10 protein-coding genes and 1 tRNA gene are annotated in these 9,396 nt (G+C 62.9%); 8 read left to right on the forward strand and 3 right to left on the reverse strand.

Annotated features, from left to right (window positions below):
• The 3 genes from pyrF to msrA all read left to right on the forward strand — a co-directional run.
• On the forward strand, positions 1-787 hold a 787-nt coding region (gene pyrF / locus AC4DF4_RS16695; RefSeq protein ID WP_490049244.1), incomplete at its 5' end, for an orotidine-5'-phosphate decarboxylase.
• 52 nt (positions 788-839) lie between these two features.
• The gene (locus AC4DF4_RS16700; protein ID WP_490049245.1) at positions 840-1,763 is read left to right on the forward strand and encodes an MBL fold metallo-hydrolase; all 924 of its coding nucleotides are present in this window, start codon (positions 840-842) and stop codon (positions 1,761-1,763) included.
• A gap of 45 nt (positions 1,764-1,808) precedes the next feature.
• The gene (gene msrA, locus AC4DF4_RS16705; RefSeq protein WP_490049246.1) at positions 1,809-2,441 is read left to right on the forward strand and encodes a peptide-methionine (S)-S-oxide reductase MsrA; all 633 of its coding nucleotides are present in this window, start codon (positions 1,809-1,811) and stop codon (positions 2,439-2,441) included.
• 13 nt (positions 2,442-2,454) lie between these two features.
• On the opposite strand, the gene AC4DF4_RS16710 is transcribed toward msrA, so the two are convergent.
• Both AC4DF4_RS16710 and AC4DF4_RS16715 read right to left on the reverse strand, forming a co-directional pair.
• The gene (locus tag AC4DF4_RS16710; protein WP_490049247.1) at positions 2,455-4,008 is read right to left on the reverse strand and encodes a glucose-6-phosphate isomerase; all 1,554 of its coding nucleotides are present in this window, start codon (positions 4,006-4,008) and stop codon (positions 2,455-2,457) included.
• 230 nt (positions 4,009-4,238) lie between these two features.
• Positions 4,239-4,320 (reverse strand) — tRNA-Leu (locus AC4DF4_RS16715).
• A gap of 141 nt (positions 4,321-4,461) precedes the next feature.
• Here AC4DF4_RS16715 and AC4DF4_RS16720 point away from each other — a divergent pair.
• Both AC4DF4_RS16720 and AC4DF4_RS16725 read left to right on the forward strand, forming a co-directional pair.
• Complete coding sequence (locus AC4DF4_RS16720) at positions 4,462-5,532, forward strand: ABC transporter ATP-binding protein (protein WP_490049248.1); 1,071 nt, start codon at positions 4,462-4,464, stop codon at positions 5,530-5,532.
• Complete coding sequence (locus AC4DF4_RS16725; protein WP_490049249.1) at positions 5,532-6,983, forward strand: ABC transporter substrate-binding protein; 1,452 nt, start codon at positions 5,532-5,534, stop codon at positions 6,981-6,983. The genes AC4DF4_RS16720 and AC4DF4_RS16725 overlap by 1 nt, the downstream gene beginning before the upstream one ends.
• A 157-nt stretch (positions 6,984-7,140) precedes the next feature.
• On the opposite strand, the gene AC4DF4_RS16730 is transcribed toward AC4DF4_RS16725, so the two are convergent.
• A complete protein-coding gene (locus AC4DF4_RS16730; protein WP_490049250.1) occupies positions 7,141-7,365 on the reverse strand; it encodes a hypothetical protein in 225 nt (74 codons plus the stop codon).
• Positions 7,366-7,580: 215 nt separating this feature from the next.
• On the opposite strand from AC4DF4_RS16730, the gene tnpA reads away from it, so the two are divergent.
• The 3 genes from tnpA to tnpC form a co-directional block, all read left to right on the forward strand.
• Positions 7,581-7,961: an IS66 family insertion sequence element accessory protein TnpA gene (gene tnpA, locus AC4DF4_RS16735; protein WP_490049251.1), complete on the forward strand. Its 381-nt coding sequence runs from the start codon at positions 7,581-7,583 to the stop codon at positions 7,959-7,961.
• Positions 7,955-8,308 (forward strand): IS66 family insertion sequence element accessory protein TnpB, encoded by a 354-nt coding sequence (tnpB, locus tag AC4DF4_RS16740; RefSeq protein ID WP_490049252.1) that lies wholly within the window; start codon positions 7,955-7,957, stop codon positions 8,306-8,308. Before tnpA ends, tnpB begins: the two co-directional genes overlap by 7 nt.
• Before the next feature lie 68 nt (positions 8,309-8,376).
• A partial coding sequence (gene tnpC / locus AC4DF4_RS16745) for an IS66 family transposase (RefSeq protein ID WP_490049253.1) occupies positions 8,377-9,396 on the forward strand: 1,020 nt, incomplete at its 3' end.

The raw sequence follows: 9,396 nt of genomic DNA on the forward strand, positions 1-9,396 counted from the left end.
ACTTCCGGGCATGCGCTACGCGGAACGTCTTCAGCAACGGATTGAAAAAACCGGGTCCCGGCTTTGTGTCGGGCTTGATCCTCGACCGGGGGACGGCGGCGCGGCGGCGGCGCGGGATTTTCTCAAACAAGTCGTCGAGGAAACGGCGCAGTGGGCGGCCGCCTACAAGCCGAACATGGCGTATTTCGAGGCGATGGGCATCGAGGGCATCCGCCTGCTCGAAGAGCTGCTCGGCGGGATGCCGGAAGACGTGCCGGTGATTCTGGACGCGAAACGCAGCGACATCGGCGAGACGCAGAAATACTACGCGCAGGGCTATTTCGCCGGCTGGAAGGTGGATGCGGTGACGCTCAATCCGTTTCTCGGCTATGACTCGATCGAGCCGTTTCTCGATTGGGCGGGGAGGGGTATCTATCTGCTCGCGGTGACTTCGAATCCCGGCTCGGCGGATTTCCAGCGCCAGAAACTTGCGGACGGGCGCTCGGTTTTCGAACTCGTCACCGCGCTCGGCGAGCGGGCGAAGGACGAGGGCCGCGCCACGGATGTCGGCTACGTCGTCGGCCTGACGAACGCGGCGGATGTTTTGGAGAAAATGCCGGACGCGCCGCTGTTGGTTCCCGGACTCGGCGCGCAGGGCGGCGACCTCGCCTCGCTCGCCGCCGCCGCGCGCCGCGCGCCGGACGTGATCAATGTTTCCCGCGGCATCCTCTATGCCGGGGATGACCGGAGCTTCGCGGAGAGGGCGCGGGACTGGGCGGAGAAGATCGCGGCGGCTTACGGAAAATGAATTTGAGGTTTTCCATGCGCGCCCGCGTTTCGTCCGCTAATTTCAAGCAACAGTGAAAGACAAAAAGCCCTCACCGATGGAGCCGATGCCCGCGAGGTATTCCGGCCTGCTGCCGCAGAAGGGCTGGCCGGCGAGGAACCTTAAATTCCTCCGCCACCGGATCGTGCCGGGGATGTTTCAGCGGAGCAATGGCGACGTGCTGGAGCCGGTGCTCGCGCCGCCGGATCTGGACAAGGTGCGGATCACTTGGATCGGGCACGCGTCGTTTTTCCTGCAGTTCGCCGGACACTCGGTCATCGTCGATCCGAACTGGGCGAAGTGGCACGGCCCGGTGAAGCGCTCGCGTCGGCCGGGGCTGAACCTGCACGGCGTGCCGGAGGTGGATCTGGTGTTGGTCACCCACGCGCACTTCGACCACCTGCACAAGCCGAGTTTGAAAATCCTCCAGGCGCGCGAGGGAATCGTGGTCCCGATGGGCAGTGGCTCGCTCGTGAAGCGGCTTGGCTTCCCAGCTACCCACGAGATGAGGATTTGGGATGCGCTGAGTTTCGACGAGCTCGAAATCATCCACACGCCGTCCCATCACTGGGGCGCGCGCTTCATTCATGACGTCCACCGCGACTACGGCGGCTACATCGTCCGCGCCGGCGGCAAGAGCGTGTTTCATTGCGGCGACAGCGCTTACTTCGAGGGCTTCAAGGAAATCGGCAAGCGCTACGAAATTGACGTCGCGCTCATGCCCATCGGCGCCTACGAGTCGCCGAGCGGGCGCGATGTGCACATGAACCCGGAGGAGGCCGTCCGCGCGTTCGCGGATCTCGGGGCGAAGGCGCTCATCCCGATGCACTACGGGACGTTTCCGCTAGGCAACGAGCCGCACCACGAGCCCGTCGAACGGCTGCTGATGGAGGCGGACCGTCTCGGCATCAGCGAGCAGGTTCTCATTCCGGAAGAAGGGGTCGGCATCGAGTGGTGACGAATCTTTTCGGGAACAAATTTCATTCTCACGTATCCTACCCGCATGAACCGCCGACTCGCGCTCTCGTTGTTGCTCCTCGTTCCCACGCTCGCTTCCTGCGAACCCGAAAAAGCCATGAATCCCGCTGACAAACAAGCCGCCAAGATGCCCGAAGTCCCCGCAGGTGCGGAAACCGCCACGCTCGGCGCCGGTTGTTTCTGGTGCATCGAGGCCGCCTATCGCCAGCTCGACGGCGTTTACTCCGCCACCTCCGGCTACATGGGTGGCTCGGTGAAGAACCCGACTTACGAGCAAATCTGCGACGGTGACTCCGGCCATGCGGAGGTCGTGCAGGTGGTTTTCGACCCGAAGAAAATCTCTTACGAGAAGGTGCTCGCCTGGTTCTGGGACCTCCACGACCCGACGACGCTCAACCGCCAGGGCAACGACGCCGGCACCCAGTACCGCTCGGCGATTTTCTATCACTCGGAGGAGCAGAAGAAAGTCGCGGAGGCATCGAAATCAGCCGCCAAGGCGAATTTCAAAGATCCGATCGTGACGGAGATCACCAAGGCTGCGGACTTCTATCCGGCCGAGAGCTATCATCAGAATTACTACAACGAGAACAAGTCGAAGAACCCGTATTGCCGGTTCGTCATCGAGCCCAAGCTGAAGAAGCTCAAGCTCGATCACTGAGGTCCGGAGCGGCTCAGAGTTGAAAGCTGTCGTCCGCCGGACTTGCGCCGATGGAGATCTGGACTTCGCCGTTCGCCGAGAGGTGGGTGAGGCAGTGATAGACGTCCTCGGGGTCGGCATCGATTTCAGTGGCGATATCCGCTGCGTTCTTGGCGGAGGCGGTGAGGTGGCCGCGGACTTTGGTCAGGGTTTCGAGGAATGCGCCGGCGGCCTTTTTCCCCGCTTCCACGCCGGGCTGGTGATAGGCGTTGATGTTGACGAGCGAGGCGTAGAACGAAACGGTGCGCTCGAACAGGGCGATGAGCAGGCCGAGCTGGAAGGGCGTGACCTCGGGGATGGAAATCGTGAGCGATTTGCGGCCGGCGCCATGCAGCGCCTTGCGCGTGCCGCGCAGGAAACCTTGCAGGTAGTCCGCTGTGCTGGTGCCGGGATCGACTTCGATGCTGTGACCGGAGCGGCCTTTTCTCACCTCGATGAAGGTGGCGAAAAAGTTGTTCACGCCGTCGCGGAGCTGTTGGACGTAGGCGTGTTGGTCGGTGGAGCCTTTGTTGCCGTAAACCGCGAGTCCTTGGTGGACGACCTTGCCGTCGAGGTCGCGCTCCTTGCCGAGCGACTCCATGACGAGCTGTTGGAGATACTTGGAAAACAGGACGAGCGAGTCCTTGTAGGGCAGGACGACCATGTCCTTCTCGCCCTTGCCGTTAGTGGCGCTGTGCCAGGCGATGGCGAGCTGCATGGCGGCGTTTTTCGAAGCGTCCTGCCTGCGGGTTTCCACGTCCATCGCGGCGGCTCCGGCGAGCATGGCGTCGATGTCCAACCCTTGCAGCGCGGCGGGGACGAGGCCGACGGTGGACAGCACGGAGGTGCGGCCGCCGATCCAGTCTTCCATCGGGAAGCGGGCGATGAAGTGGTGGGCGACGGCGTATTGGTCGAGCTTGGAACCGGTGCCGGTGACGGCGGCGGTGTGGCGGCCGAAGTCGAGGCCGGCGGCTTCATACGCGGCCTTGGCTTCGAGCATCCCGTTGCGGGTCTCGGCGGTGCCGCCGGATTTGGAGATGACGAGGACGAGGGTTTTATCGAGTCCGGTCTTCGCGAGTCTGGCGATGACGGCGTCCATGCCGGCGGGGTCGGTGTTGTCGAAGAAATGGAGCGGCAGCCGGGCGTTCTGGCCGATGGCCTCGGAGAGGAGCTGCGGGCCGAGCGCGGAGCCGCCAATGCCGATGAGCAGGACTTGTTGGAAATTTCCGCCGGATGGCGGGGTGATTCCGCCGGTGTGGACTTTTTCCGCGAAATGTTTGAGCGCGGCGATCGGCTCGGTGATGGCCTTTTTCAACTCCTCGGTCGGCGCGAGATCGGCGTTGCGCAGCCAGTAGTGGCCGACCATGCGGCCCTCGTCGGGGTTGGCGATCTCACCGGCCTCGACGGCGACCATGTCGGCGAACGCTTTGATGATTTGCGGCTGCAGCGCGGAAACGTAGCCCGGCTCGATGTCCATCAGGGAGAGATCGAGGGAGAATCCGTGTTGCGGATAGCGGAGAAGCGATTGGTTGTAGGATTGCCAGGACATGGTGGGAAGATTCTGAATGAAATGAAGACAGAGCCAAGGCTTGCGTCTCCCTCGCCGGATGTCGATGCCTTTGGGTATGATTTCCGGTCATCGGTCTCGGGGTGGCGGCAAAAGCGACATAGCGCTCGCCCGGTGCTGGCAGGAACGTTGGATGCCAGACCGAAGACCCTGGGAATCACGGCACGAAAAAGGGAGCCCTTGCAGGCCCCCTGGTTCATCTCCAAATAAAGTGCTCGAAAGAGGACTCGAACCTCCACAGGTTTCCCTACTAGATCCTTAGTCTAGCGCGTCTACCAATTCCGCCATCCGAGCATCCGGTTGGGTGGGGGCACTTGGTAAGAGCCGACCCGCGATTTGGCAAGAGAATCTTCGAAAAAAATCGAGGCGCGCACTTAATCGAGCTTGGAACTTGCTTCGAGGCTCTCAAACGAAAACATGGGGCTGTTCATTGCCATGGAATCCATTCGCGCGGAGTCAGTCGTCAAATCCTTCGGAAGCACCCGGGCTCTCGACGAAGTCAGCTTGCATGTGGGACCCGGCGAGCTGTTCTTCCTGCTCGGAGCCTCGGGATGCGGCAAGACGACGCTCCTTCGCTGCATCGCCGGGCTGGAAACTCCGAGCAGCGGCGCGGTCTTTTTTGGCGAGCGCGAGGTGACCGGAATGGCGCCGCACAAGCGCGAGGCGGCGATGGTTTTCCAAAGCTACGCGCTGTGGCCGCATCTCACCGTCGGCCAGAACATCGCTTTCGGCCTCGAAGAGCGGCGAGTGCCGAAACCGGAAATCAAGCGACGGGTCGAGGAGGTTTTGGAAATGGTCCGGCTGCCGGGATTCGGCGCCCGCTCGATCGACCAGATGTCCGGCGGCCAACAGCAGCGCGTCTCGCTTGCCCGCGCGCTGGTCGTGAAACCGAAGTGCCTGCTGCTCGACGAACCGCTTTCCAATCTCGACGCCCAGCTCCGCGTGGAAATGCGCCGCGAGATCCGCCGGATTGTGAAGGACAACGGCTTGACCGCGATTTATGTCACCCACGATCAGGAGGAAGCGCTCGCGATGGCGGACCGCATGGCCGTGATGACTCGCGGCAGAATCGGTCAGATCGGCACGCCCGAGGAAATCTACCGCACGCCGCACAGCGCCGAGGTCGCGAACTTCATCGGCGAGACGAATCTGATCGATGGCGAGGCGCTCGAAACCCGCGGGGGTTTCACACTCGTTAGGACGGCCGCAGGTCCGCTCGTCGGACGCGTCAGCGATCCCGCGTGGACGCCCGCGGCGGGCGAGGCGGTGCGGCTTTCCATCCGCCCCGAGGCGTGGCGCCTGCATGCTGATAGCGGCGACAACCCGGTCACGGGAAACATCGTCGAGCGAAGTTACCTCGGCCAGCGCATCCAGTATTGGGTCGATACCGCGGCGGGCCGTCAGCAAGTCGTGGAGATGAATCCGCACCTGATCCATGGGCCGGGTGATGAAAAAATCACCCTCCATGCGCGGCATGATGATGTCGTGGTTTTGAAACCGCAGTGATGAAAACAAGAGCGTCTATCATCTTCGGACTCCTTGCGCTGATCGTGGCGTTGCCGCTGGTCATGCGCCGCGAAAGCGCGACCACGTCGCCGCGCAAAGCCGACGACCGACTGGTCATTCTCAGCCCGCACAACGAATCGATCCGCCAGGAATTCGGCGAGGCCTTCGCGGCGCATTGGAGAAAAACGACCGGGCGCTCGATCTACATCGACTGGCGGACGCCGGGCGGGACCTCGGAAATCCGCATGGTGCTCGACGCCGGATTCAAGGCGGCGGAGGAAACCGGCCGCGCGGGCATCGGCGTGGATGTGTTCTTCGGCGGCGGCGAGCCGGACTTTTCCAGCCAGGCGAAAAAAGGCCGCCTCGTGCCGCTGCGGGTGTTCGATTCACAGCCCCAGCTGTTCGTCAAAGACGGCCCCATTCCCGAGACCTTCACCGGCGAGCGCTATTATCCGGCCGACCATGTCTGGGTGGGCACCTGCATGTCGCAGTTCGGAATCTGTTATAATCCGGATGTCCTCGAACGCCTCAAGATTTCCGCGCCGACGACGTGGAACGATCTGGGAGATCCGCGATACGCCGGGACGCTCGCCCTGGCAGACCCGACGAAAAGCGGCTCGCTCGCCCGCGCGTTCGAGTTGCTCGTGCAGTCGGAAATGCAGCGCGCCGCCACGCCGGACGTCGGCTGGACTAACGGACTTCGCCTGATCCAGCGGATGTCGGCGAACGCCCGTTATTTCACCGACAGCGCGTCGAAGATCCCGCAGGACGTGGGGCAGGGGAATGCCGCCGCCGGGATGTGCATCGATTTCTACGGCCGCTCGTTCGCCGAGGAACTCACCTCGAAATCGGGCGAGCCGCGCGTCGTCTGGATCGCCCCGGTTGGCGGCACGACCTTGAGCAGCGATCCGGTGGCCGTATTGAAAGGCGCGCCACATCCGGAAGTGGCGCAGGATTTCGTGGAATTTTGCCTCAGTCCGGAGGGGCAGACCTTTTGGTTCGGCAAGCCCGGCACGCCAGGCGGCCCTCAGACCCGCGCCCTCCACCGCACGCCGATCCGCCGCGATGTTTACACGCCGGAAAACCTGGCGAACTCGACGATGCCGGATGCCAGACCTTATGAAGACCGCGGCAATTTCACCTATCGGCGAGAGCTGACCGGGGCCTCGTTCAACACGCTCCGCCAGCTCGTCAAAATCATCTGCATCGACTCGCACGAGGAAATGAAAGTCGCCTGGCTAGCCCTCCGTGACGCCGGAATGCCCGCCGACGCGCTCGCCGTTTTCTCCGATGTCTCACTCGTCGATTACGCCAAGGCCGGCAAAGGCGACCCGCTCCTCGACGGCCCGGACGCGCTCAAAGCCGCCGCCCGCGCAGCCGAACTCGGCGAGTGGTTCCGCGCGAACTACCGCAAGGCCGAAGCCATGGCGAAGCAATACCCCAAACTGTAGACCCCAAATAAACGTGTGTTTAGACATCGCGCACAAGTGCTCGCACCTCGCGTAACGGGGGCTGTGCGTCGCGCACAAGCACCCAGACCTCGCGTAACGGGGGGCCGTACCTCGCGCACAGGCAGTGGAAACACGGGCCGGTGGCCTCGGGATCGAATTAATCGCGCCCGTGCATTGCGAATTCCGGCGTCGGCATCGCGGACCTTGATCCGGACTCCGAGAGCCCTTTGCATTCCCTCCCCAACGGGTTGCTTGCCGCGCGCACCGTGGCGGCGATCACCGGTCGCCGCGAAATCCCGTCCTCGTCATCCTGCTCGTTCCCATCGCCCACCGCCACCTCGAAGCCCTCCACCTCGAAGCCCTCCACCTCGAAGCCCTCCACCTCGAAGAAGCCAGTGCGGCACGGGTGCTGCGGGAATGGGTGAAAAACCAGGGCTGGGGTGAAAATCAGTCGTTGGCTGGCAAGTTGCGAAGCACCGTAATCAAGGATTTTTGGTTTACCCTCAGTTCGAAGCCGGTGACATCGCCTTTCTGACGTAAGCGGTCTATTCTCGGCCTCTAGCTGAATCCGTGCATTCAGAGCATACATACCTGTGTATGCAACCTACATCATCCCATCCCGAAGCCTACGACTCCACGATCATCCGCGCTGGCAGCGACGGGCGTCTCCGCTATTCACCCGCCCAAAAGCAATCGCTGCTCGAGGCCTTTGACCGCAGCGGCACGAGCGCCATGGCCTTTGCCCGCCAGCATGGCGTCCAATACCAGACTTTCATCGCCTGGTTGCGCAAGCGCAGCGAGGAAGTTCCCGCTCTGGATCGCTCCGGGCCGGCATTCGCCGAAGTGCTTGTCAGCCACTCCGCTTCCGCCGAGGCGTTGCGCATCGTGCTGCCTTGCGGTGCGGCCCTCGAGATCGCCTCCCGCGCCGCCTTGCCACTGGCTTTGGAACTCCTCGCCGCCCTCCGCCGCCCATGCTGACACTCTCTGGCAGCCTCCGGGTCTTCCTCGCCCTTGAACCCTGCGACATGCGCAAATCCTTCGACGGACTCCACGCCGAAGTCCTCAGCCGCCTTGGCGAGGATCCCCGTGGCGGTGCCGTCTTCGTCTTCACCAATCGCTCGCACAATCTAATCAAACTCCTGCACTGGGATGGCACCGGACTCTGGGTTCACGCCAAACGACTGGAACGCGGCACCTTCCAATGGCCCAAACCCGCCGCCGCCAAGGACGGCAAACTCAGTCTCGAGCCCGCCGCCCTTGCCATGCTCACCGATGGCATCGACCTGCGCGACGGGATGCGCCGCGCATGGTTCGAACGCGATTAGATCAAGTTCGAAGATTAATCTATCATACGTCACTTCTGGCATTGAAAATGCTACTTTACCTATAGTAAATGACGCATCAACGCGAACAGCACCTGCTCGCCGAAATCGACCGCCTCCGCGCCGAGAACGAGCTGCTGCGCCAGCGCGTCGACCAGATCCTGCGCCAGCTCTTCGGTGCCAAAAGCGAAGCACTCGATCCCTCCCAGCTCGACCTCTTCACCTACCCCGAAGCCGCAGAAAAAACCGTCGCCGCCGATGGGACCGAAACGCCACCGGCGGCTGAAGCACTCCTCCCCCCACCACCTGTCAAAAAGCGCTCCCCCCGCAAGCCCCGCGACAACTCCCACCTCGAAGTCCGCGAAACCCTCGTCATCCACCCCGCCGTCCAGCCCATCCAGGCCATCCACGCCGGCCTGCTCGCAAACACCAACCTCCAAGCGGACGAGACACCCATCCGCTATCAGAAACCCGGCAAGGGTAAATGCTCCACCGGCTACCTCTGGGTCATCCACGCCCCGCGCAACGGCATCAAGGGAGACATCCTCTATCAATGGCACCCCAGCCGCAAAGCCGCCTGCCTCGACGACCTGCTCCCAAGCTATCAAGGCTATTTGCAAACCGCCGCCTACGCCGCCTACGACTCCTGGATTGCCGGCAAGGACGGCATCATCCTCGTCGCCTGCTGGGCCCACGCCCGGCGCAAGTTCCATGAAGCCTTCAAGTCCGGCCAAACCCTCGCCGCCGGACCACTCGCCGCCATCGCGCGGATCTACCAGATCGAAACCACCCTGCGCAAAACCCACGCCGAGTCCGCGGAACGCTCCCAAGTCCGCCAAGCGCGGTCCGCCCCACTGCTGCAGATCCTCAAAGCCGACCTCGTCACCCTGCGTGCCCGACCGGAAGTCCTTCCCAAAAGCGCCTTGGGAAAAGCCATCGACTACACCCTCACCCTCTGGGCCAAGCTCACCCTCTACGTCGATCAAGGGCAGCTCGAGATCGACAACAACTGGATCGAGAACGGCATCCGCCCCACCGCCATCGGCAAAAAGAACTGGCTCTTCATCGGCGGCGAGGCCACCGGCCAGCGC

Source organism: Luteolibacter sp. (genome assembly GCF_058122085.1).

Bases quoted from the DNA above. Each gene is read 5' to 3' on its own strand.
- msrA (WP_490049246.1), top strand. From the start codon at position 1,809: ATGAACCGCCGACTCGCGCTCTCGTTGTTGCTCCTCGTTCCCACGCTC.
- AC4DF4_RS16710 (WP_490049247.1), bottom strand. From the start codon at position 4,008: ATGTCCTGGCAATCCTACAACCAATCGCTTCTCCGCTATCCGCAACAC.
- AC4DF4_RS16720 (WP_490049248.1), top strand. From the start codon at position 4,462: ATGGAATCCATTCGCGCGGAGTCAGTCGTCAAATCCTTCGGAAGCACC.
- AC4DF4_RS16725 (WP_490049249.1), top strand. From the start codon at position 5,532: ATGAAAACAAGAGCGTCTATCATCTTCGGACTCCTTGCGCTGATCGTG.
- tnpA (WP_490049251.1), top strand. From the start codon at position 7,581: ATGCAACCTACATCATCCCATCCCGAAGCCTACGACTCCACGATCATC.
- tnpB (WP_490049252.1), top strand. From the start codon at position 7,955: ATGCTGACACTCTCTGGCAGCCTCCGGGTCTTCCTCGCCCTTGAACCC.